At 64.2% G+C, this 22,152-nt stretch carries 23 protein-coding genes; 6 read left to right on the plus strand and 17 right to left on the minus strand.

Translation table 11 applies throughout. The features are described from left to right. Positions 1–24 precede the first annotated feature (24 nt). The 3 genes from DWV00_RS33655 to DWV00_RS13125 form a co-directional block, all read right to left on the minus strand. Positions 25–240 carry a hypothetical protein gene (locus DWV00_RS33655; RefSeq protein WP_147297888.1) on the minus strand — a complete coding sequence of 72 codons (216 nt, stop codon included), beginning with the start codon at positions 238–240 and terminating at the stop codon, positions 25–27. A 29-nt stretch (positions 241–269) separates the two neighbouring features. After that, positions 270–1,220 (minus strand): N-acetyl-gamma-glutamyl-phosphate reductase, encoded by a 951-nt coding sequence (gene argC / locus DWV00_RS13120; RefSeq protein WP_115534021.1) that lies wholly within the window; start codon positions 1,218–1,220, stop codon positions 270–272. 227 nt (positions 1,221–1,447) lie between these two features. Then, entirely contained in the window at positions 1,448–2,071 is a 624-nt protein-coding gene (locus DWV00_RS13125) for a YbhB/YbcL family Raf kinase inhibitor-like protein (RefSeq protein ID WP_115534022.1), read from the minus strand. A gap of 152 nt (positions 2,072–2,223) precedes the next feature. Between DWV00_RS13125 and DWV00_RS13130 the strand changes: the two genes are divergently transcribed. After that, positions 2,224–2,913 (plus strand): response regulator, encoded by a 690-nt coding sequence (locus tag DWV00_RS13130; RefSeq protein WP_115534023.1) that lies wholly within the window; start codon positions 2,224–2,226, stop codon positions 2,911–2,913. Between the two features lie 211 nt (positions 2,914–3,124). Here DWV00_RS13130 and DWV00_RS13135 read toward each other — a convergent pair whose 3' ends face one another. After that, positions 3,125–3,811, minus strand: a complete 687-nt coding sequence (locus DWV00_RS13135) for an orotate phosphoribosyltransferase (RefSeq protein WP_115534024.1) — start codon at positions 3,809–3,811, stop codon at positions 3,125–3,127. Between the two features lie 306 nt (positions 3,812–4,117). Here DWV00_RS13135 and DWV00_RS13140 point away from each other — a divergent pair, with 306 nt between their 5' ends. After that, the gene (locus DWV00_RS13140) at positions 4,118–6,388 is read left to right on the plus strand and encodes an NADP-dependent malic enzyme (protein ID WP_115534025.1); all 2,271 of its coding nucleotides are present in this window, start codon (positions 4,118–4,120) and stop codon (positions 6,386–6,388) included. A 191-nt stretch (positions 6,389–6,579) separates the two neighbouring features. Here the strand turns inward: DWV00_RS13140 and DWV00_RS13145 are convergent, their stop codons facing one another. After that, positions 6,580–10,167 (minus strand): indolepyruvate ferredoxin oxidoreductase family protein, encoded by a 3,588-nt coding sequence (locus tag DWV00_RS13145; RefSeq protein WP_115534026.1) that lies wholly within the window; start codon positions 10,165–10,167, stop codon positions 6,580–6,582. 410 nt (positions 10,168–10,577) lie between these two features. Here DWV00_RS13145 and DWV00_RS13150 point away from each other — a divergent pair, with 410 nt between their 5' ends. Then, positions 10,578–10,880, plus strand: a complete 303-nt coding sequence (locus DWV00_RS13150; protein WP_245964863.1) for a hypothetical protein — start codon at positions 10,578–10,580, stop codon at positions 10,878–10,880. Between the two features lie 114 nt (positions 10,881–10,994). Here DWV00_RS13150 and hppD read toward each other — a convergent pair whose 3' ends face one another. Further along, positions 10,995–12,092 (minus strand): 4-hydroxyphenylpyruvate dioxygenase, encoded by a 1,098-nt coding sequence (gene hppD / locus DWV00_RS13155; protein ID WP_115534027.1) that lies wholly within the window; start codon positions 12,090–12,092, stop codon positions 10,995–10,997. 125 nt (positions 12,093–12,217) lie between these two features. Here hppD and DWV00_RS13160 point away from each other — a divergent pair, with 125 nt between their 5' ends. Then, on the plus strand, positions 12,218–12,709 hold the full coding sequence (locus DWV00_RS13160) for an Lrp/AsnC family transcriptional regulator (protein WP_115534028.1): 492 nt from the start codon (positions 12,218–12,220) through the stop codon (positions 12,707–12,709). Positions 12,710–12,836: 127 nt separating this feature from the next. Here DWV00_RS13160 and DWV00_RS13165 read toward each other — a convergent pair whose 3' ends face one another. The 7 genes from DWV00_RS13165 to paaA form a co-directional block, all read right to left on the minus strand. Beyond that, a complete protein-coding gene (locus tag DWV00_RS13165; protein ID WP_115534029.1) occupies positions 12,837–13,526 on the minus strand; it encodes a GNAT family N-acetyltransferase in 690 nt (229 codons plus the stop codon). A gap of 261 nt (positions 13,527–13,787) precedes the next feature. After that, positions 13,788–14,387, minus strand: coding sequence for a TetR/AcrR family transcriptional regulator (locus DWV00_RS13170; RefSeq protein ID WP_115534310.1), 600 nt, complete (start codon positions 14,385–14,387; stop codon positions 13,788–13,790). A gap of 153 nt (positions 14,388–14,540) precedes the next feature. Then, positions 14,541–15,629 (minus strand): 1,2-phenylacetyl-CoA epoxidase subunit PaaE, encoded by a 1,089-nt coding sequence (gene paaE / locus DWV00_RS13175; protein ID WP_115534030.1) that lies wholly within the window; start codon positions 15,627–15,629, stop codon positions 14,541–14,543. A gap of 14 nt (positions 15,630–15,643) precedes the next feature. Beyond that, a complete protein-coding gene (paaD, locus tag DWV00_RS13180) occupies positions 15,644–16,219 on the minus strand; it encodes a 1,2-phenylacetyl-CoA epoxidase subunit PaaD (RefSeq protein ID WP_115534031.1) in 576 nt (191 codons plus the stop codon). A 64-nt stretch (positions 16,220–16,283) separates the two neighbouring features. Continuing rightward, positions 16,284–17,087, minus strand: coding sequence for a 1,2-phenylacetyl-CoA epoxidase subunit PaaC (gene paaC / locus DWV00_RS13185; RefSeq protein ID WP_115534032.1), 804 nt, complete (start codon positions 17,085–17,087; stop codon positions 16,284–16,286). Positions 17,088–17,094: 7 nt separating this feature from the next. Next, positions 17,095–17,379 (minus strand): 1,2-phenylacetyl-CoA epoxidase subunit PaaB, encoded by a 285-nt coding sequence (gene paaB / locus DWV00_RS13190; RefSeq protein WP_115534033.1) that lies wholly within the window; start codon positions 17,377–17,379, stop codon positions 17,095–17,097. A gap of 102 nt (positions 17,380–17,481) precedes the next feature. Continuing rightward, complete coding sequence (gene paaA / locus DWV00_RS13195) at positions 17,482–18,480, minus strand: 1,2-phenylacetyl-CoA epoxidase subunit PaaA (protein ID WP_115534034.1); 999 nt, start codon at positions 18,478–18,480, stop codon at positions 17,482–17,484. A 204-nt stretch (positions 18,481–18,684) separates the two neighbouring features. Between paaA and DWV00_RS13200 the strand changes: the two genes are divergently transcribed. After that, positions 18,685–18,867: a hypothetical protein gene (locus tag DWV00_RS13200; RefSeq protein ID WP_115534035.1), complete on the plus strand. Its 183-nt coding sequence runs from the start codon at positions 18,685–18,687 to the stop codon at positions 18,865–18,867. Between the two features lie 25 nt (positions 18,868–18,892). On the opposite strand, the gene DWV00_RS13205 is transcribed toward DWV00_RS13200, so the two are convergent. From DWV00_RS13205 to DWV00_RS13215, 3 genes are all read right to left on the minus strand, one after another. Beyond that, complete coding sequence (locus DWV00_RS13205; protein ID WP_245964879.1) at positions 18,893–19,318, minus strand: lytic transglycosylase domain-containing protein; 426 nt, start codon at positions 19,316–19,318, stop codon at positions 18,893–18,895. Positions 19,319–19,415: 97 nt separating this feature from the next. After that, positions 19,416–19,829, minus strand: a complete 414-nt coding sequence (locus tag DWV00_RS13210) for a hypothetical protein (protein ID WP_115534037.1) — start codon at positions 19,827–19,829, stop codon at positions 19,416–19,418. Positions 19,830–19,844: 15 nt separating this feature from the next. Further along, entirely contained in the window at positions 19,845–20,225 is a 381-nt protein-coding gene (locus DWV00_RS13215; protein WP_245964864.1) for a hypothetical protein, read from the minus strand. A 335-nt stretch (positions 20,226–20,560) separates the two neighbouring features. On the opposite strand from DWV00_RS13215, the gene DWV00_RS13220 reads away from it, so the two are divergent. Then, positions 20,561–21,847: an SGNH/GDSL hydrolase family protein gene (locus DWV00_RS13220; RefSeq protein ID WP_115534038.1), complete on the plus strand. Its 1,287-nt coding sequence runs from the start codon at positions 20,561–20,563 to the stop codon at positions 21,845–21,847. Between the two features lie 16 nt (positions 21,848–21,863). Here DWV00_RS13220 and DWV00_RS34355 read toward each other — a convergent pair. Then, positions 21,864–22,152: hypothetical protein (locus tag DWV00_RS34355; protein WP_220274691.1), on the minus strand; the 289-nt coding region annotated here is incomplete at its 5' end.

Below are 22,152 nucleotides of genomic sequence, written 5' to 3' on the forward strand. Positions count from 1 at the left end.
GTGTAGCGCGATGCGATACGCGCGTCAAACGATTGAGAATCGTTCGATTCTGCCCTGGTTAGAAGATGGGCTGCTTTTAGGAACCAAAAAATCAGACGTATGGCCGGCCGAATCTCGTATCTCTTCCTTGCCGAAATTGACCTCGCGCATGCCGGCAAGGGAGGACGCAGCCCTGTCCCATCGATCAACAGTCAACTCCACATGTGCCAAAGAGAAAGCCGGCACGCAGCCGGCTTTCATCTTGCATTCGCTTTAGAGGGCAGTGCTTATCAACGCTGCAGTCCCGCTTGCTCGTCGGCCCCGACGGCGAGATTCATACATTGAATGGCCGCGCCCGATGCGCCCTTGCCGAGATTGTCGAGCCGCGCCACCGTGACGAAGCGCTCCTCGTTGCCGAAGACGAACAAGTCGACGCGGTTCGTGTCGTTGTTCGCTTGGACATCGAAGAAGCCCGCATCGAGGTTGTCCTCGGCATCGAACGGCGCCACGCGCACGAATGCTTCACCGGCATAGTACTCGGCGAACACCGCCTGCACGTCGCGCGGACCGACGCGCTTGGCGAGCTGGCCGGGCGTGAAGTAGGTCGTGACGGCCAGCCCCTTGTAGAACGGCCCGACGATCGGCGTGAAGATCGGCGCGGAGGCGAGGCCCGTATGCGCGGCCATTTCGGGCAGGTGCTTGTGACCGAGCGCGAGCGCATAGGCGCGTGGGCTGAGCAGCTTCGGGTTCGGCTCGCCGGCTTCGTAATCGGCGATCATTTTCTTGCCGCCGCCGCTGTACCCGGTGATCGAGTGGCTGTGCGCGGAGAAATCGGGCGCGACGATGCCGGCATCGACGAGCGGCCGCATCGCGAGCACGAAGGCCGAAGCGTGGCAGCCCGGCACGGCGATGCGCTTGGCCGTGCGTAGCCGCTCGCGCTGGCCGCGCGCGAGTTCGGGCAGGCCGTAAGCCCAATCGGCGTGCGTGCGAAACGCGGTGCTCGCGTCGATCAGCACCGTCTTGCCGTTGTCGACGAGGCCGGCCGATTCGCGCGAGGCGACATCGGGCAAGCACAGGAACGTCACGTCGGACGCGTTGATGAGCCGGCGGCGCTCGTCGAGATCCTTGCGCTTCGCTTCCTCGATACGGAGCACTTCGACGTCGGCCCGGCCCGACAGGTATTCGAAAATCTTCAGGCCCGTCGTGCCTTCCTGTCCGTCGACAAATACTTTCGTGCTCATTTCGATCTCGCTATGTGGCCGGTGAGAGCGCCGTGCCTTTTGCTGCGGCGCCAAAAACACGATTTTAAGGGTTGTTCACCGGAATTGCTGTGAATATTCGGTGCAACGCGGCACGTTGCCGGCGCACGCCGGCTCAAGGGAGGGCGGAGAAATCGTGTCCGTGCGCGTCAGGGCGTTCGGATCGACATCGCTCGGAGCGGCGCTGCTCGGACCGGTCTCGGGCCGGCTCAGCGCCCGTACGTGGCGGTGAGTTCCGCCTTCGCGAGCACGCTCGTGTTGATTTCGTGGTCGAACATCTGCGCGTGGCGGGCCGGACCGAGCCGCAAGTCCATCGTGTTCAGGGCGAAGACCGTCACGATGTAGCGGTGCGGCTTGCCCGGGGGCGGGCAGGGGCCGCCATAGCCGACGTCGCCCCAGTCGTTGCGGGCCTCGATTGCGCCGATCTTTTTCAGATACCCGGACGCGCTGGCGTTCGACGGCAGCGTTTTCACGCTGGGCGGAATCTGAGCGACGGCCCAGTGCCACCAGCCCGGGCCGGGTGCGTCCGTATCGAAGATCGTGACGGCGAAGCTCTTCGTGCCCGCGGGGGCATTGCGCCATGACAGCTGCGGCGAGGCGTTCGCCCCCTTGCAGTCGTTTTGGTCGTACACCTGGGCGTTGCCGAAGGATCCGCCGTCGCGCAGATCGCTGCTCGTGACCGAAAATGCGCCCTGCGCGGCGGCCGAACCGGCGTTCGTGGCCAGGCATGCGGCGAGGACGGAGGCGATGAAAGGGGAGGCGATGCCGGCCGCCGTGCCCTTGAACCACCGCCTGAGGAACACCGATCCGACGACTTCGCGATAGGGACGCATGAGCCGATTTCTCCCGGAGAGACTTCGTTGCGGCTGATTATTTGCCGGCATTGCGCCGCAACGTGCCAGCCAGTCTAACATCGCCCTCCCTCATCGATATCGGTCTTATGAACCCCTCCGCCTCGCCTTCCCCTGTTTGCGGTGCGCCTGTCATGCGCCGCACTCGAGTCGTCGTCGCCGACGACCACCCCGTCATCCTGCTCGGCGTGCGCCATGCGCTCGAGCCTTTCGACGACCTCGCGCTCTTGGCTCAAGCGCGGCAGTCGACCGAGCTCGTCGAGACGCTGCGGCAAGCGCCGGCCGACGTCGTCGTCACCGATCTGTCGATGCCCGGCGGCCGCTACGGCGACGGTTTGGCGCTGATCGGCTATCTACGGCGGCATTTTCCGATGCTGCGTATCGTTATTCTGACGATGCTCGGCAACGCTGCGCTGCTGCGGCGCCTGTTCGAAGCGGGTGCCTCGGGCGTTGTAGGCAAGGGTGACGATCTCGCGCATATCGGGCTTGCCGTGCGTCACGCGATGCGCGGCAGGCGCTATGTCAGCCCCTCGCTGCGCGCCGCGCTCGATTGCGCCGGCGCGCGAAACGGCCGGGCAGCCGGCTCGCTCGCGCTATCGCCGCGCGAGCTCGAAGTGGTGCGGCTGTTCGCGGCGGGAATGAGCGTCAGCGAAATCGGCTTGCGGCTCAATCGCAGCGTCAAGACCGTCAGTTCGCACAAGGTATCGGCGTTGCGCAAGCTCGGTGTCGCTTGCGACGCCGAACTGATCGAATATGCGCGCGCGAATGGGCTGGCCCATCCGGGGTTGGCCTATCGGGAAATGACTTACGACGGGGCCGCCTAGGACGGGGCCGCCTAGGACGGGGACCCACCACGGGGCCGCCTAGCAGGGGAAGACTGGCGGGTTACGCTCGGAACAGAGGCGCGCGCGGGTATGTCGCCCGCGCGCGTTGCATCCAATAGCGGCGTCTATATCAAAGATAGGCGCCTAAAGCCGAGGCGGAGGCTGACTGCCAAGACAGATCAGATCGGCTGCCTACCTCCAACGCAGGTACTTACTGCGGCGTCGCCGTCGCGCCGCCGTGCGCGGCCGACCACTCGGCCGGCGCGTTCAGGAACTTCTCGACTTCGTCGAGCGTTTTCGTATCGAAGTAGCCCGATGCCTTCGCCACGCGCAGCACGTCCCACCAAGTTGCGAGCGCGTGCAGATCGACGTCGATGTCTTTCAGGACCGAAACGCTTTCCTTGAAGATGTTGTAGTGGAACAGCACGAAGCAGTCGTTGACCTTCGCACCGGCCGTGCGCAGCGCGTTGACGAAGTTGATCTTGCTGCGGCTGTCCGTCGTCAGATCCTCGACGAGCAGCACACGCGAGCCTTCCACCAGATGACCTTCGATTTGTGCGTTGCGGCCGAAACCCTTCGGCTTCTTCCGCACGTATTGCATCGGCAGCATCATGCGGTCGGCGATCCATGCCGCGAACGGGATGCCGGCCGTTTCGCCGCCGGCGACGGCATCGATCTGCTCGTAGCCGACGTCGCGCAGGATCGTCGTTTCCGCCATTTCCATGAGGGCGCGGCGCACGCGCGGGTAGGAAATGAGCTTGCGGCAGTCGATGTAGACGGGGCTCGCCCAGCCGGACGTGAAGATGAACGGCTTCTCGGCGTTGAAGTGCACCGCCTGCACTTCGAGCAGAATCTTGGCGGTCGTATCGGAGATCGTTTGACGATCGAAGCCTGTCATGGGCGAATCCTTGGATGAAAAGCGTGAGGCGGCGGGCGGGTTCGCCCGAGGGCGCAGGCGTGTTTCCTGCGCGCGTAGGCGGGCATTTTACCCGACTTCCGAACCGCGGCCCCTGGAAACAAGCATTAGGGGGTGTACACTAGGCGCCCCGCGAAACGCTCTCGCGCCGTCTACGCTACCCCCGTAGGCCGGCGCCGCGCCCACACGGCGCATGCGGTTGCCGCAGTCGCTACCTCGTCGACTTCCCGGTGCCGTCCCGGCGCGAGCGTGCCGGCCCAAATTCAATTACGTCTCGCAGGCAAAATCATGGACGAACAACTGAAGCAAAGCGCCCTCGCATACCATCAGAATCCCAGGCCCGGCAAGATTTCGGTCACGCCCACGAAGCCGCTGTCGAACCAGCTCGACCTCTCGCTGGCCTACTCCCCGGGCGTTGCCGCCGCATGCGAAGCGATCCACGCCGATCCGCTCGACGCGCAGAAGTACACGTCGCGCGGCAATCTCGTCGGCGTCGTGACGAACGGCACCGCGGTGCTGGGCCTCGGCAACATCGGCCCGCTCGCCGCCAAGCCGGTCATGGAAGGCAAGGGCTGCCTCTTCAAGAAGTTCGCCGGCATCGACGTCTTCGACATCGAACTGTCGGAATCCGATCCCGACAAGCTCGTCGAGGCGATCGCCATGCTCGAGCCGACGCTCGGCGGCATCAACCTCGAGGACATCAAGGCGCCCGAGTGCTTCTACATCGAGCAGAAGCTGCGCGAGCGCATGAAGATCCCCGTTTTCCACGACGATCAGCACGGCACCGCGATCATCGCCTCGGCCGCCATCCTGAACGGCCTGAAGGTTGTCGGCAAGGATCTGTCGAAGGTCAAGCTCGTGTGTTCGGGCGCCGGTGCGGCCGCCATTGCCTGCCTCGATTTGCTCGTCAAGCTCGGCCTGTCGAAGCAGAACGTGCTCGTGGCCGATTCGAAGGGCGTCATCTACGAAGGCCGCGGCAATCTCGATCCGTCGAAGGCGCGCTATGCCGCCTCCACCGAGGCACGCACGCTCGCCGACGCAATCAAGTCGGCCGACGTCTTCCTCGGCTGCTCGAGCGCCGGCGTGCTCAAGCCCGAGATGGTCAAGACCATGGGCGACAACCCGCTGATCCTCGCGCTGGCCAATCCGGAACCCGAGATTCGCCCTGAAGACGCGAAGGCCGCGCGGCCGGACGCGATCATCGCGACGGGCCGCTCCGACTATCCGAACCAGGTCAACAACGTCCTGTGCTTCCCGTTCATCTTCCGCGGCGCACTCGACGTCGGCGCGACGACGATCACGGAAGAGATGAAGCTCGCCTGCGTGCGCGCGATCGCCGAACTGGCCGAGGAAACCGATCAGGGCGACGAAGTGGCGAAGGCCTATGAAGGCCACTCGCTCGAATTCGGTCCCGAGTATCTGATTCCGAAGCCTTTCGATCCGCGCCTGATCATCAAGATCGCGCCGGCCGTCGCCCAAGCGGCGATGGATTCGGGCGTCGCGACGCGTCCGATCCAAGACATGGACGCCTATCGCGAACAACTTGGCACCACGGTCTACCGCACGGGCATGGTCATGCGTCCCGTGTTCGCGGCTGCGAAGCAAAAGGCCGCGCGCATCGTGTTCGCCGAGGGCGAGGACGAGCGCGTGCTGCGTGCCGCGCAGTTCGTGCTGATGGAGAAGATCGCCAAGCCGATCATCGTCGGGCGTCCGGCCGTCGTCGAGATGCGTCTGAAGAAAATGGGCTCGAAGCTGAAGGTGGGCACCGATTTCGACATCGTCGATCCCGAGGACGATCCGCGCTTCACGCAGAGCTGGCAGCTTTACCAGGAGATCGGTGCGCGCGACGGCGTGACGCCCGAGATCGCGAAGGCGGCGATGCGCAAGTTCAACACGCTGATCGGCGCGATCCTGATTCGCCTGGGCCATGCCGACGGCATGATCTGCGGCATGATCGACACGTACCACAGCCATTTGAAATTCGTCGAGCAGGTGCTCGGCCGCGCGCCGCAGGCCGAGCATTACGCGGCGATGAACCTCTTGATGCTGCCGGGCCGCAACCTGTTCATCTGCGATACGTACGTGAACGAAGTGCCGAGCGCCGAACAGCTGGCCGACATGGCGATTCTGGCTGCGCGCGAGATCGAGCGTTTCGGCATCACGCCGAAGATCGCGCTGCTGTCGAACTCGAACTTCGGCAGTGCGCCGTCGGCGTCGTCGCAGCGGATGGCCGCGGCGCGCAAGATGATCGCCGAGCGTGCGCCTCAGTTGGAAGTCGACGGTGAAATGCACGGCGACGCCGCGCTGTCGGAAGTCATTCGCAAGCAGGCGTTCCCGGGCACGACGCTCACGGGCGAGGCGAACCTGCTGTTGATGCCGAACGTCGAGGCGGCGAACATCACGTACAACCTGCTGAAGATGGTCGGCGGCGAAGGCGTGACGGTGGGGCCGTTCCTGCTGGGCGCCGACAAGCCCGTGCACATCTTGACGCCGGCCGCGACGGTGCGACGCATCATCAACATGACGGCCGTGGCCGCGGCGAACGCACGCGTGGAGTAAGCGCGTCCAGGCAGCGGGCCGAAGCGGAAGGCGGCGCGTGTGCAACACGCGTCGCATCAGCGCCGGCCTGCGGCGAACGCCATATAAAAAGGCGGCTGTCCTTACGGGGCAGCCGCCTTTTTTAACGCATTAGCTTGAGCGCCCGAGCAGCACGGCGCTTAAGCAGCGCCGCTCGGACTCGACGCCGGCGCTTACGCCGCGTGCCGCGTCGCGCCGCTTCCCGCGCGCCACTTCGCCAGCAGATCGCTCCACTTCACGCGCACGCCCTTCAGGTTGTTTTCCTTCACGTGGCCGTAGCCGCGAATGCCGTCCGGCAGGTTCGCGAGTTCGACCGCGAGCGGCAGGTTGTCGGCCTTCACGCCCGCCACCAATTCGCGCACGAGCCCTTCGTACTCGCCGATCAGCGCGCGCTCCGTGCGGCGCTCCTCGGTCTTGCCGAACAGGTCGAGCGCGGAGCCGCGCAGGAACTTCATCTTCGCCAGCAGCTTGAACGCGGACAGCATCCACGGACCGTACTGCTTCTTCACGAGATGGCCGTTCGCATCCTTCTTCGCCAACAGCGGCGGCGCGAGATGGTACTTCAGCTTCCAGTCGCCTTCGAACTGGTCGCGCAGCTTCGCGAGGAACGCCGGATCCGTTTGCAGGCGCGCCACTTCGTACTCGTCCTTGTACGCCATCAGCTTGTACAAGTTGCGTGCGACGGCTTCCGTGAGCGGTTCGCTGACAGCCGTACCTTCGACGAGTGCGCGCTCGGCCGCCCGCACCTGCGCGACGAGTGTTTCATAGCGCTTGGCGTAAGCCGCATCCTGATAGGCCGTCAACATCTCGACGCGCTTGGCGATCAGTGAATCGACCGACTTCTTCGTATGCAGCGAGATGACGGTCGCGCCCGCATCGTGCGCCGCGGCGGCGGGCTTGGCCGCACGTTCGACGCTGGCGAGATCGTGCGCGGCGCGGCGGCCCCATTCGAACGCCGCGAGGTTCTTCTCGACTTGCACGCCGTTCAGTTCGATCGCGCGTACGAGCGAGCGATATTGAAGCGGCAGCCATCCGTGTTGCCATGCATAACCGAGCACGAACGGGTTCGTGAAGATCGCGTCGCCGAGCAGCGCCAAAGCAAAGCGGTTTGCGTCGACGATATCGACATGCTCGCCGGCCGCGGCGCGCACGTCTTGCTCCGTGCTCGTGCCCGGGAACGTCCAGTTCGGGTTCTTGATGAACTCGGCGGTCGGCGTCTTCGAACTGTTGACGACGACGCGCGTCTGGCCGAACTTCATCCGCGACGTGCATTCGTCGCCAGCCGTGACGATCGCGTCGCAGCCGATCACGAGATTCGCTTCGCCCATTGCAATGCGCGTCGCATGGATGTCGGTCGGCGCGTTGGCGATCTGCACGTGGCTCATCACGGCGCCGCCCTTCTGCGCGAGGCCCGTCACGTCGAGCACGGTCACGCCCTTTTGCTCGAGGTGCGCGGCCATGCCGAGCAGCGCGCCGATCGTCACGACGCCGGTGCCGCCCACGCCCGTGACGAGCACGCCGTAGGGGCGGGCGATGTCGGGCAGCGTCGGTTCGGGCACCGTCGGCAGATCGCCGCTCGCCTTCGCGCCGGCTGGCTTCGGCTTACGCAGCTGGCCGCCTTCGACGGTCACGAAGCTCGGGCAAAAGCCCTTCAGGCACGAGAAATCCTTGTTGCAGCTCGATTGATTGATCTGGCGCTTGGTGCCCAGCTCGGTTTCGAGCGGCTCCACGGACAGGCAGTTCGACTGCACCGAGCAATCGCCGCAGCCTTCGCAGACGGCCTCGTTGATCACGACACGACGCGCCGGATCGGGGAACTCGCCCTTCTTGCGGCGGCGCCGTTTCTCGGTCGCGCAGGTCTGGTCGTAGATGAGGATCGTCGTGCCCTCGATCTCCCGCAGGTCGCGCTGCACGGCGTCGAGCTCGTCGCGATGATGGATCGTCACGCCCGGGGCGAGCAGCGTCGTGCCGCTGTATTTCTGCGGCTCGTCGGTGACGATGACGAGCTTCTTCGCGCCTTCGGCGGCGAGCTGATGCGTGATCTGCGGCACGGTCAGCACACCGTCGACGGGCTGGCCGCCCGTCATGGCGACCGCGTCGTTGTAGAGGATCTTGTAGGTGATGTTCGCCTTGGCCGCGATGGCCGCGCGAATCGCGAGCAGGCCCGAGTGGAAATAGGTGCCGTCGCCGAGGTTCGCGAACACGTGCTTTTCGTTCGTGAACGGCGCCTGGCCCGTCCAGGCGACGCCTTCGCCGCCCATCTGGCTGAACGTGCTCGTGCTGCGGTCCATCCAGACCGTCATGTAGTGACAGCCGATGCCGGCCATCGCGCGCGAGCCGTCGGGCACGTTCGTCGAGGTATTGTGCGGACAGCCCGAGCAGAACCATGGCTTGCGCTCGGCGGTGACGCGCGGCATCGCCAGCGCTTTTTCCTTCGCGTCGATGACGGCGAGGCGGGCCGCGATGCGCTCCCGCACGTCGGACGGCAGCTCGAATTTTTCGAGCCGCGTCGCGATCGCCTTCGCGATCAGCGCCGGCGAGAGTTCGTAATGCGCGGGCAGCAGCCAGTTGCCCATTGGTACCGACCATTCGCCGCCGGCGCCGTCCTTCTCGTCGAACTTGCCGAACACGCGCGGCCGCTGTGCGTCGGGCCAGTTGTACAGCTCTTCCTTGATCGCGTATTCGAGAATCTGGCGCTTCTCCTCGACCACGAGAATCTCGTCGAGCCCACGGGCGAACGCTTGCGCGCCTTGCGCTTCGAGCGGCCAGACGCAGCCGACCTTATAAAGGCGGATGCCGATGCGCGAGCAGGTTTCGTCGTCGAGGCCCAGGTCGACCAGCGCCTGACGCACGTCCAAGTACGCCTTGCCGCCCGTCATGATGCCGAAGCGCGCATGGGGCGAATCGATCTCGACGCGGTCGAGCTTATTCGCGCGCACGTAAGCGAGCGCCGCGTACCACTTGTAGTCGAGCAAGCGCGCTTCTTGAACGAGCGGCGGATCGGGCCAGCGGATGTTCAAGCCGCCGTCGGGCATGGTGAAATCGCCCGGCAGGATGATTTCCGTGCGATGCGGATCGATGTCGACGGAGGCCGACGATTCGACGACGTCGGTCACGCACTTCATCGCGACCCACAGGCCCGAGTAGCGGCTCATCGCCCAGCCGTGCAGGCCGAAGTCGAGGTATTCCTGGACGTTCGACGGAAACAGCACGGGCAGGCCGCAGGCCTTGAAGATGTGTTCGGACTGGTGCGCGAGCGTGGAGGACTTGCAGGCGTGGTCGTCGCCGGCGAGCACGAGCACGCCGCCGTGCTGCGACGAGCCGGCCGAATTGCCGTGCTTGAGCACATCGCCCGAGCGGTCGACGCCGGGGCCCTTGCCGTACCACATCGAGAAGACGCCGTCGTACTTGGCGCCCGGATAGAGATTGACTTGCTGCGTGCCCCAAACGGCCGTCGCGGCGAGATCTTCATTGATCCCGGGTTGAAACACGACTTGATTCGAGGCGAGATGCTTTTTCGCTTTCCAGAGGGCGAGATCGAGGCCGCCGAGGGGGGAGCCGCGATAGCCGGAGATGAACCCGGCCGTATTGAGCCCGGCGGCTTGATCGCGCGCATGCTGCAGCATGGGCAGGCGCACCAGCGCCTGAATACCGCTCATGTAAGCGCGGCCGCGTTCGAGCGTGTATTTGTCGTCGAGCGTGACTTGAGATAGCGCAGCTTCGAGCGAGACTCGCTGACCTGCGTCCAGCGGGGCATTCATTGTATTGACTCCTCAACCCTGTTTGGGATCACCAAAACGTCTCAGCGTCGGCATCTTGTGGATGCTTCGGCCGGGCCGCCATATTGACGGTTTTTCGCCGATGTTAGCACTGGTGGAAACCCTCCGCAGCCGTCAAAAATGGTGCCATCGCTTATCCAGTAAGACTTTCCCGGCAGGGGTGATCTCGGAAAATTCGCGCGATAAAGCAGTGGCAAGCCTGAAACGGAGCCGGTAATACGGAGGTATCCGTCTGTAACCGCCGTAACGTCTTGTTTTAAGTCTGGAATGGACGGGATCGATTTGGTCTAATTTGTCGACCTGCTCGAAACGGCGGGCGCGCTGCCCGGCACCACGCCGGTGTTTCCGGGAGCGTGAGGCGCGTTCGCGCGCCATGAATAAAAGGAGTACAGATGGAAAAGCGACACGTTCAAACCTTTTTGATGGTTTCCGCCGCATTTTTCGCGATGAGCCTGCCCGTGCGCCAAGCACAAGCCGGCGTGGTCTCGGCGGCGGTCTCCCGCACGATCGCCAAGGCAGGCATCGGCGCCGCACCGGCCGAACTCTGGGCCTTGTCGATGGGCGACGCCCCGGCACGGCGCACTTCGATCGCCAAGGCTAGCCGCAAGCACGCGTCGACGATCGAAGCGTCGTCGGCCAAGAAGCATCAGGACGGGTTCGACGAAGCGAGCGTCGAACCGTTCTCGTTGATGTAATCGGCGCTGCGCGCGCTCGGCCTTCAGCGCACCTTCAACGCGCGCATCGTAGCGAATCAGTCCAAGGCGGCCCATCGGGCCGCTTGCCGATTCCGCCTCTAGTTCAAGCCTTGTTCAAGCCTTGTCCTGCACCACCCCGCGTCGGATCTGATCGAGTTCGATCGATTCGAACAGCGCCTTGAAGTTGCCCTCCCCGAAACCCTGGTTGCCCTTGCGCTGGATGATCTCGAAGAAGATCGGCCCGATCTGGTTCTCGGTGAAGATCTGCAGCAGCAGATCGTCTTTCTCGCCGTCGATCAGAATCTTGCGCTTCTTCAGTTCATCGAGCGGCTCCGTGTGTCCCGGAATGCGGCGGTCGACGAGTTCGTAGTAGGTGTCGATCGTGTCGAGCAGCTTGATGCCCGACGTGCGCAAGCCATCCACGGTGTGATAGATGTCGCCCGAGCCCAGCGCGATGTGCTGGATCCCTTCGCCGTGATAGGCGTCGAGATATTCCTGAATCTGACCGGCTGTTTCTGAGCCTTCCTCGTTGATCGGAATGCGGATCTTGCCGCAGGGCGAGGTCATCGCCTTCGACTTCACGCCCGTCACCTTGCCTTCGATGTCGAAGTAGCGGATCTCGCGGAAATTGAACAGCCGCTCGTAGAACGCCGCCCATTCCTGCATGCGGCCGCGGTGGACGTTGTGCGTCAGATGGTCGATGTAGGTGAGGCCGTTGCCGACCGGATGCGGATCGGCGCCGGGGATGGGTTCGAAGTCGACGTCGTAGATGTCGATGTCGCCGACGCTTCCCGGCTGCGCGCCGTTCTTGCCGCGCCAACGGTCGACGAAATAGATCAGCGAATCGCCGATACCCTTGATGGCCGGGATGTTCAGCTCCATCGGCCCCGTCTTGTTGTCGAAGCCCCAGGCCCCGAGTTCGAGTGCGTGCTTGTAGGCCTTCGCGGCATCTTGCACGCGGAAGGCGATCGCGCAGATCGACGGGCCGTGCAGCCGCGTGAAGCGCTGCGCGAACGAATCGGGTTCGCCGTTGACGATGAAGTTGATGTCGCCCTGACGGTAGAGCGTCACGTCCTTATGACGGTGGCGGGCGATTGCCGTGAAGCCCATCTGCTCGAACAGCTTGCCGAGCGCCTTGGGATCGGGGGCCGTGTACTCGATGAATTCGAAGCCGTCGGTGCCGACGGGGTTGTCCCACGTTTGAACTTGCATACCTGTCTCCTAGATCGATAGACGCAAGTGTATAGCCGGTGTTTAGGCAAATATTTGCGATGTTCATCGCCAGGCACTACGATTGCGCAATTTTATGTCTCATGCGAATCGAGGGGAGTGAGAAAATGGCCGATATCGAACTCGATGCAGTCGACAGACGTATCCTCGCGTTTCTTCAGGAGAACGGACGTGCGTCGAACCAGGACATCGCCGAGCGCGTGAATCTCTCGCCGAGCCCCTGTCTACGGCGCATCCGGCGGCTCGAGGAGGCCGGTGTCATCCGCGGCTACGTGGCGCTGCTCGATCCGCAAAAGCTGGGCCTCGGGCTGCTTGCCTACGTCAACGTGCGCTTGGAAAAGCGCGGCGGCGCCACCGGCCACGCGGGGACGACCCATGCCGAGCTGTTTCGTGCCGCGGTGCAAGCGTGGCCGGAGGTCGTCGCCTGCCATGCGATGACGGGGGAGATGGATTACCTGCTGCGTGTGCAGGTGAAGGACATGGTCCACTTTTCGCGCTTCGTGCAGGATCAGCTGCTGCACCACCCGTCCGTCGTCGACGTCAAAACGAGCTTTGCGCTCGAATCGTTCAAGGAGACGACGGCATTGCCGATTCTCTGATTCTCCGATCGGGCAAGCCGGCCCGTTCGCGATTCGGACCGCACAAAAGAGACGAGGCGGCTTGGAGCCGCCTCGTCGCGCGCGCCGTACAGGGGAGAACGGCGCGCGAGGGGGAAAAGGAAACGGTTCAGGCGAGCGCGTCGGCCTCGGCCTCGTCTTCGGCCGGCATCATCGCTTCGATGATGCGCGCTGTGTTGCGCGCCTGACGCTTGATCGCATAGTCGAAAGCCGCGGCTTGGTCCTGCAGCATTTCGGTGAGGATGCTCGCTTGATCGGCGGGCTGCAGCGTCAGGTACGCATCGGCGCTGCCGTACGCGTACTCGATCCTCATGCCGGCCTTCTTGGCGATGTGCATCATCGTCGTGTTGCGCGAAAGACAGTACATATAGAGCGTGGTGACGCGCGTGTTGCGGCTGCGAATGGCGGCACGCTCGAACAGCTGCGAGCCGACGCCGATGCCGCGCGAACTTTCGAGCACCGACACGCCGAACTCGGCCGTACGCAGGTCGCCGTCGGCCGGCAGATAGGCTAGATGACCGACCCCGACGAGGTCGAGCCGATGATCGTAGACGCCGAACACGGTGTCGCGCGCGAAGTCGATCGACCGGACGTAGTTCTCGATCACATGGTTGGGCGCAGCTTGGCCAAAGCGCAGCAGGCGATCGTCCTCGCCGAGCGCGAGAAAGTGGGCGAGCAGTTGCTCGCGGTCGCCGGCCGTCAGTTCGCGCACGAGTACGGGGGCACGATGGGCCGCCTGCGAGGCGCGCTCGTGCTGCTCGATCGATGCGCGGGCGCGAGTGGATTGTTGCTGGTTCATCGTGGGTTCCTCCTTTTCGTCATGCGCCCGTGGTGCGGCGCAATACGAATTTTACCCGATCCGCATTCTCCATTTAGGGAAAACCCGTATCGAAATGTGAGGGGAGCCTCTATTACGGCCTGAATCCGGCCTAACTTACTGATTATCTGCGGGAATGCCGCTGTTGTAGATGCGCATCACGTCAAATCGACCGATGAAATGACGAAATGCCGCATGTTGCAATGCAGCGTTCAAGTCACCCATCGGTGAGCTGCGCGGCCGCTAGGTCGTCAGCCCGTTCTCCAAGACGCCGATGACCTGATCGGCGAATTCGCGATAGCCGAGCTTGCCGCCGGGCTTGAGCCAGGTGAAGGTCCAGTTGATCATCCCGAACACCATCATCGTCACGGCCGTCTGGTTCTCTTTCGACACGCGATCGGGATAGGCGCGCGCCAGTTGACGCGCGAACGCGGCGACGATGTCGCGCTGGCGATCGAGAATCACCTCGCGCTGCGTTTCGACCAAATACTTCACGTCGTTGAGCAGCGCCACGTGCCGGCTGTGCGAGGTTTCGTACTCCGCCAGAAACGCGCGCACGAGCTCGGCGAACGTGTCGCGCTCGCTCAGTCCGCGCCGTTGGCTCGAGCCTTCGACCTCGGCGATGATCAGCATGAGCCGCTTCGTGTAGCGGTCGAGCAGATCGAACAGGATCGCTTCCTTGCTTTCGTAGTAGTGATAGAGGCGGGCTTTCGAGGTCCCGCTGGCCGCGGCGAGATCGGCCATCGACGTGCTCGGATAGCTGGATTGCGCGAAGGAGGTGGCGGCGAGTTCGAGAATCTGCTCGCGCTGGGTGTCGTGGTCGGGTGCTCGGGTACGGGCCATGATGTCTTCGTCGTTATCGGCCGGCCGGGGCGCGAGCAATCGTTGGAGTCGTGATCGTCGCTTTCGCGCGCCGGACAAGGGAAAACTTCGCTTGTCCGGCGCGCCGCGCGCATTGGCCGCTGCGGCGCTAGTTTAAGCGAAACGCGGCACCGATCAGCGTTCGTCGTAGCTCACGACCACTCGCTCGCTGACGGGGTGGCATTGGCACGTCAACACGAAGCCGTCGCGGATCTCCTGTTCTTCCAGCGTGTAGTTCTTGTCCATCTTCACCTCGCCTTCGAGCACTTTCGCCCGGCACGTGCAGCACACGCCGCCCTTGCAGGCGTACGGCAGCGCCAAGCCCGCATGCAGGCCGACATCGAGCAGGCTCGCGCCTTCGTACGGCAGCCGCATCTTGCGGCGATTGCCGTCGATGACGATTTCGAGTTCGGCGGACGGCGTTTGCTCGGTGATCTCGACGACGGGGGCGCCCGCTTGCGGCAGCGGCGTGCCGAAGCGTTCGACGTGGACGTTCGCATCGGCCACGCCGGCCGTTTTGAGCGCCGCCTCCGCCGCATCCATCATCGGGCCCGGGCCGCAGATGAAGGCTTCGTCGATCGAATCGGCCGGAATCAAGGTTTCGAGGAACGCGGCGCACTTCGCTTGATCGAGGACGCCGTTGAACAGATCGACGTCCTGCATGTCGTCGGACAGCACGTTGTACAGGACGAAGCGGTTCATGTAGCGGTTCTTCAGATCCTCGAGTTCCTCGGCGAACATGATCGCGTCGACGCTGCGATTGCCGTAGATCAGCGTGAAACTGCTGCGCGGCTCGATGTCGAGCGTCGTCTTGATGATGGCGAGGACGGGCGTGATGCCCGAGCCGCCGGAGAAGGCGACGTAGCGCTTGCCTTGCTCCGCGTTCAGATGCGTGAAGAAGCGGCCGTCGGGCGTCATGACCTCGACCGAGTGGCCGGCTTGCAGCGTGTCGAACGCGAAGTTCGAGAAGCGGCCGCCGCGCACGCGCTTGATGCCGATGCGCAGCTCGCCGTCGCGATCGTAGTCGGTCACGCCGACGCAGATCGAATAGGATCGTCTCGTCTCCTCGCCGTCGACGTGCGCCTTCAACGTAACGAATTGCCCTTGCGTGAAGCGATATTCATCGCGCAGTTCGGGCGGCACTTCGAACGAAACGGAAACCGAGTCGGCGGTTTCGGGCCGCACCTCGCGGATGCGCAGCGAATGAAATTGCGGGGTCGCCATATTCTTCAGGGTCTTCAGTAAGGTTTGAAGTAGTCGAACGGTTCGCGGCAGTCGAGGCAGCGATAAAGCGCTTTGCAGGCCGTGGATCCGAATTGGGACAAACGCTCCGTGTGCGCCGAGCCGCAGTTCGGGCAGGCCGGCGGCGCGCTAGGGCGCGGCGCGAAGCGGATCGTTTGCTCGCCCGCACGAGCGGACGTGCCTGCACTCGCACAATTGCCGCCGGGCGGCGCGATGCCGTAGGCGCGCAGCTTTTCGCGCGCCTCGGCCGTGATCCAATCGGTGGTCCACGCCGGCGCCAGTACCGTTTTGATCCGATGCGGCGTCAAGCCTGCTTGTTCAAGCGCGTGCGCGATGTCCTCCGCGATGTGCCCCATCGCCGGGCACCCCGAGTAGGTCGGCGTGATCACGACTTCGAGCGCGCCGTCCGCGGCTCGCTCGACGCCGCGCAAGATGCCGAGTTCTCGAATCGATACGACCGGGATCTCCGGGTCGGGCACCGACTCGAGCACCGACCACGCGCGCTCGAGCGCGTCGTCGTTCGCTGCCATGGGCGCGGTGCCGCTTTGCGCAAGGTGAGGTGTGCTTAACATGTCGCGGACCTGAGGCCGACGGCGTCGGCGGTTGTCGGAAGCGAGTGCTGATCGAATCGCCGTATCACCAAGTCGCGCCCGGATGCTGGCGGGCGAGGCTTTGCATTTCCGCGAGCAAGAAACCCATATGTTCGGAGTGCTCGCCGTGCTTGCCCGTCGTCACGTGCGCAACCGGCGCGGGCAGCGCCAGCGTGGCCTCATCGGCCGCGGCTTGTACCTCGTGCAGCCAAGCCGATTCGAAATCGGCGGCGCGCACGCCGATGCCCGACGCCGCGACCGCATCTTCGAGCGGATCGGGCGCGAAGCACTCGCGCGTATAGGGCATCAGGAAATCGAGGGCGGCTTGTGCCCGCCGATGCGATTCGTCGGTGCCGTCGCCCAGCCGGACGAACCAATCGCGCGCGTGCTCCAGCTGGTAGCGCGTTTCCTTGATCGATTTCGATGCGATCGCCGCGAGCTGAGCGTCCTTCGAGCCTTCCAGCGCCGTCCAGATGTGCGCCATCAACGCCGTGTAGAGATAGTTGCGCACGATCGTGACTGCGTAGTCGCGATCGCCGCGTGCGGTCCCGGAAAGCGGCCCCGCGTGCGGCAGTTCCACGAGCGTGTAGTTCGCGAACTCGCGCTCGGCGCGGAAGTAGGCGTAGTCGTCCTCGGTCTTGCTCGCACCGGTCAACGCTTGTTCGAGCGTCGCGGCGTGCGAGTAGAGCAGGCGGGCCTGGCCGATGAGGTCGAGGCTCATGTTCGCGAGCGCGATGTCCTCTTCCAGCACCGGACCGTGGCCGCACCACTCGGCATTGCGCTGACCGAGGATCAGCGCGGTGTCCGCGAGACGCAGCACAAAGGAGAGATGTTCGGGCGTGGTCGTCATGACACTCTTACATGTGGTTGACTGCGTCGGGCAGCGTATAGAACGTCGGATGGCGATAGATCTTGTCGCCGGCCGGCTCGAACAGGTCCGCCTTGTCGTTCGGATCGGAAGCCGTGATCGCGGCGGCGGGCACGACCCAAATGCTGACGCCTTCCTGGCGCCGCGTGTAGACGTCGCGGGCCATGCGCAGCGCCATCGACGCATCGGCGGCATGCAAGCTGCCGCAGTGCTTATGGTCGAGGCCTTGCTTGCTGCGCACGAACACTTCCCAGATCGGCCATTCCTTGTTCATGAATCACTCCTGAATGCTTGGCAATGCTGACGAATAGTTGAAATTGGCGAGTTGACGAGCGCCCGGTTGCTCGATTCGCCGCGGGCGATGCAAGCTGGCCGATCAGGCCGCTGCTTGCTGCGCGCGGGCGCGGACTTTCTCGGCATGGGCGAGGGCCGCCTCGCGTACCCAGGCGCCGTCCTCGTGGGCCTTCACGCGTGTGGCGAGGCGCTCCTTGTTGCAGGGGCCGTCGCCGTTCACGACGCGCCAGAATTCTTCCCAGTCGATCGCGCCGTAATCGTTGTGGCCGCGCGCTTCGTTCCATTTGAGGTCGGGGTCGGGCAGCGTCACGCCGAGCACCTTCGCCTGCTCGACAGTCGCATCGACGAACTTCTGGCGCAGATCGTCGTTCGAGATCCGCTTGATGCCCCACTTCGCCGACTGGCTGCTATGAACCGAATCCTTGTCGCTCGGGCCGAACATCATCAGCACGGGCCACCACCAGCGGTCGACGGCTTGCTGGACGAGTTCGCGTTGCGCGTCGGTCCCTTTCATCATCGAGACCAGCGCGTCGAAGCCCTGGCGCTGATGGAACGACTCTTCCTTGCAGACGCGAATCATGGCGCGCGCATAGGGGCCATAGGTGCAGCGGCAAAGGGGAATTTGGTTCATGATCGCGGCGCCGTCGACGAGCCAGCCGATCACGCCGACGTCGGCCCAGGTCGGCGTCGGGTAATTGAAGATGCTCGAATACTTGGCGCGGCCGCTGTGCAGGGCATCGACGAGATCGTCGCGCGAGACGCCGAGCGTTTCGGCGGCGCTGTAGAGATAGAGCCCGTGGCCGCCCTCGTCCTGCACCTTCGCAAGCAAGATGGCCTTGCGCTTGAGGCTCGGGGCGCGCGAGATCCAGTTGCCTTCGGGCAGCATGCCGACGATTTCCGAATGCGCGTGCTGCGAGATTTGCCGCACGAGCGTCTTGCGGTAGGCATCGGGCATCCAGTCTTGCGGCTCGATTTTGCCGTCGGCGGCCATGACGGCATCGAAGCGGTCTTGCTCGGGTGCGGCCGCACCCGAATCTAGCGCGGCGACGTTGCCCGGAATGTCGAGGGATTGCGTATACATAGGGACAATCTCGTTGCGGAGTGGTATGTTGACGCGAGTATAAGCCAACCGACCGGTCGGTCAATAAATTTTTTTAGGACAAGATGAAGAAGGAGGGAAGGCGGGCACGGGAGATAAAAGGGCGGGTAGCGGCATGGCTACCGGCTGCTAGACTGAAGACATCGTCTTTTGTCCCGCGGGTCGTCCATCTCCCGCATTACGATCATGTCGACCGTCTATTTCGTGAAGACCGGCGAGCAGTATCTCTGCCCGGGCGAGGACGGCGACGTCGGTATGACGCCGTCGTTCGAGGAAGCCGAGCACTTCCTTTCCTATGAGGAAGCCGAGAGTGCTGCGCGCGCGAATGCCGAACCCGGGTACCAGATCATCACGCAGCATCGCGGGTGAGGCGGGCGTGGCCGCCCGCTAGGCGCTATTGGGCCACGCCCCATGACACGAGCACGCTGTGAATACTGCGTGCGTACTGGTCGCGTAGTGAAGGTGTCTCCGAGTGATAGGCGCCGATCGCGTGCCACGTATTGCCGTAGCGGATCATCTTCTGCTTGAGCATCCAGGCCGCCACGTACGTATTCACACACGCGTCCTTCAGCGCGCCGGGCGGCACACCGTACCGGCGCAGTTCCGCGAAATGCACGGAGTTGATCTGGGCCTGGCCAACGTCGATGCTGCCGTCCGCGTTGCGGTGAACGGCGTCGGGATTGCCTTTCGATTCGAACCAGGCGATCGCCCGCAGGATCGTTGGGTTGACGCCTTGATAGGCGCCCGCACGGGCGAAGCAGTTGTCGTCGGCGGCATGCGCGGCGCGGGCCGCGCCCAGGAGACAAACGGCGGCGAGCATGGCGACGCCGAGCGAGGCGGCGCTCGAGCGAAGCCCGAAGAAAGAAAAGAACGGGGTCATGACAAGAGGCTCCAACGGGTGGCGCGCGTTGCGGGCGCTATCGGGTCAGGGCGACCGAGACGGTGCCGGCTTCGTGCCCTGTATTGCGCAGCGCGTCGTCGAGTTTGCGATCGACCTCGTTCAAATACGCCTGAGATTCATCGCTGACGATCATCCGAACGCTCGGCTCGGCCGCTGCCCGATGCCAGACGACGCGGCGCCCTTTCTTGCCGGGCCGGCGCCCGCTTACAACAGGCGCCGCTTCTTCGACTTGCTCGGCGGCCGACGGCGGCAGCGAAGCGAGCGACGGCAGGGGCGGGAAAAGCTCGTTGGGGCCTGCGCCTTCCGCCGCCGTCTTTGCGGACAGGGCGGCGGCATTGCCGAGCGCGCTCGTTTCGGCATGAGCCGCCGGTATGGCCGCCAAGCCGAGTCCTAGTGCGCCGATCAGCGCGAGAACGGAACGGGAAATCATGAACGTCTCCGGATGCTATTCGATGGGCAGGACTTGCACGCTGTAGGGTTGGCAGCTGCCGGCCGTGACGTTCTCGATCCGGACCGAGCTTGCACGCGCGGGCGCAATGCCGCGTTTGACCGACTGATTCAGATAAGGAAAGTCTTGCGCGAGGGCCGCGATGACGATCCGCGTCGGCTGCGGCTGCCGGGAAGCGACTGCTCCGACTTTCACGAGCACTTCGGTCAAATGCGGATCGCGTGCGCCGAGCGCGTCGGCGGGGATCGCAATGTCGACGAGCTTGGCCGGCCCCTGCGCGGCCGCAGCCTTTTGCGGGTCGTCGTTCGATCGCATGGCTTGCATTTGCGCGCACCCGGACAGGGCGGCGACGATAAGAAGACAGGTGAGCGCTTTCACTGTGATCTCCAACACTAGGAAGTGCGTTATCGGCAGTGAGGGCTCGATGATTAAAACCGACGAAAGCAAATTGCAGGAAAACGCGTGGCGCGGATCGGGGCGGAGGGCCTCTGGACGGCCGGTTCGGGGCGGACGGACGATCTCGAGAAATTCCACCGCGCCGGCGCGGTGATTAAGCGCTCCAGATAAATTCCAATTGGGGCCCGATAGAAATGACCGAGGCCCGGCGGATTGGACCCGGATGCCACCCGGTCGGGTCCGGGATCCAGCTCTTATCGGCGGGGCGCTCGTCAGGCACAATCGCCGCTTCTTCAGTTCGTTCGATCCCCGCACTCATGCACCCTCGATTCACTTCGTGCGCGCTAGGCGCGCTGGCGGCGGCGTTGCTCGCCTCGATCTCGGTTGCCGGGCCGGCGCAAGCCGCCGTTCCGGCGCGCAGCGCAAGCGGCTCGGTGACCGCGTGGGCGACCGCCCTACAATCGATCCCCGACATGGCGAATCCGCCGCCGTTGTACCGGACACCCGATGTCGCGGGTCGCACCGTGAGGCAAATCGTTTATCCGACGGTCTCCGGACGCGGCGTGCGCATTCGTGTCAGCAACGTCTATGGACGTGGGCCGCTGACGCTGATCGACGTCGCGCTGGCTCAGTCTGCCGGCGGCGCCGCGACGCGGCCGGGCACGGCGGTGCGGATGACCTTCGGCGGCAAGCCTTCGGTCACGCTGAAGCCTGGCGCCGAAGTGGACAGCGATTGGGTTCAGGCCGATCTGACGGCCGGCGAGCCCTATGCGATCAGCCTCACGGCGGGGCCGCGCCAAACGATGACCGCATGGCACCGTGTCGCGAACCAGGTCAATTACGTGTCGACGGAGGGGGATCATGCCGCGGATACGACCTCGAATGCCTTCTTGCGCAAGTTCACCGAATCGGCATGGGTGAGCGGGATTGACGTTCGCGCGCCGAATGCGGCCGCGGTCGCGGCAATCGGCGATTCGATCACGGACGGCTTGCGCTCGAGCTTGAACCGGAACCATCGCTGGCCCGACGCGTTCGCACGCCGGCTCGCGCAAGCCGGCTCCACGCAGACGGCGGTGCTCAATCTGGGCATCAGCGGCAACCGCTTGCTCAGCGATTCGCCCTGCTACGGGGAGGCGCTCGATCGGCGGTTCGACCGCGACGCGCTCGGTCACGCGGGCGTCGGCGCCGTGATCTTGCTCATCGGAATCAACGACATCAACTTCGCTTCGATGCCGCCGCGCACAGGCCTCGACTGCGATTTCCCGCATACCTCGGTGACGGCGCGCGATCTGACCGACGGCTACCGGCGCCTGATCGAGCGTGCACACCGCGACGGCGTGCGCATCTACGGTGCGACGCTGACGCCGGCGTCGCTGCCGCCGGCGCGCGAGGCGATTCGCACCGCGGTGAACGAGTGGATCCGGACGAGCCGTGCCTTCGACGGCGTGGTCGATTTCGATGCCGCGTTGCGTGACCCCGCACACCCGGACCGGCTGCAGCGCCGTCTCGACAGCGGCGATCATATTCACCCGAACGACGAAGGCTACGCGGCGATGGCTGCCGCGGTGCCGCTCCAGGCGATTGCGACGGCGGCGCACCGGTAACGAAAAAAAATGTGCGTCACACCCTTGTCACGGGCGGTGTGTTTGACCTATGATTCGCCTCCTCCTTTGAGGAGCGGCGTTGAAGCGGCGCCGGCGGCAACGGTTTGTTAGCGAGTGAAGTTAAAACGAAGCTAAAAAAACTGTTGACGCGATGCAAGAAGTTCTGCATAATCTCGTTTCTCTGCTGCTGACGCAGCAACGCAAGACGGGCGGTTCTAGAGGAGAAGGTGTTCTGGTGCTGCTGGCGGTTAAGCGACGCGATCTTTAAAAATTTACAGCCGATAAGTGTGGGCGCTTGATGGCGG

Source organism: Trinickia dinghuensis, from assembly GCF_003367175.1.
GTDB classification, from domain to species: domain Bacteria; phylum Pseudomonadota; class Gammaproteobacteria; order Burkholderiales; family Burkholderiaceae; genus Trinickia; species Trinickia dinghuensis.